The organism is Burkholderia sp. AU6039, assembly GCF_002223365.1.
Taxonomy (GTDB): Bacteria; Pseudomonadota; Gammaproteobacteria; order Burkholderiales; family Burkholderiaceae; genus Burkholderia.
Genome location: NZ_NKFK01000031.1, coordinates 1 through 740 on the forward strand (window position 1 = coordinate 1; position 740 = coordinate 740).

Here is a 740-nt window from a genome sequence, read left to right on the forward strand (position 1 = left end):
TGGTGTGCGAACCATTCGCCGGTGCGGCCGAAGCCGCCGATCACTTCGTCGGCCACCAGCAGGATGTCGTACTTGCGGCAGATCCGCTGGATTTCCGGCCAGTACGTCGACGGCGGGAAGATCACGCCGCCCGCGCCCTGGAACGGCTCGCCGATGAACGCGGCGACGTTCTCCGCGCCGAGTTCGAGGATCTTCGCTTCGAGCTGCTGCGCGCGCGCCAGGCCGAACGCTTCCGGCGTTTCGCCGGCCGCCGCTTCACCGAAGAAATACGGCTGGTCGATGTGCACGATGTGCTCGACCTTCGACGGCATCTGCTCGTGCATGTAGCCCATCCCGCCAAGCGTGCCGCCGGCGATCGTCGAGCCGTGATAGCCGTTCTTGCGCGAGATCACGTATTTCTTCTGCGGCTGGCCCTGCACGCGCCAGTACTGGTGCACGAGGCGCAGCACGGTGTCGTTGCCTTCCGAGCCGCTGTTGCAATAGAAGAAGTGGTTGAAGCCGGCCGGCGTGACTTCCGCGAGCATCGCGGAGAGTTCGATCACCGGCGGGTGCGTGGTCTTGAAGAACGTGTTGTAGAACGGCAGCTCCTGGATCTGGCGATACGCGGCGTCGGCGAGTTCCTTGCGGCCGTAGCCGACGTTCACGCACCAGAGGCCGGCCATCCCGTCGATCACCTTGTTGCCGTCCGAGTCCCACAGGTAGACGCCGTCGGCCTTCACGATCACGCGGCTGCCTGCACG

1 protein-coding gene is annotated in these 740 nt (G+C 65.3%); it reads right to left on the reverse strand.

The genetic code is table 11. The annotated features are described in order from the left end of the window. The coding region (locus CFB39_RS38485; protein ID WP_144030402.1) for an aminotransferase class III-fold pyridoxal phosphate-dependent enzyme at positions 1-740 on the reverse strand (740 nt) is incomplete at both ends.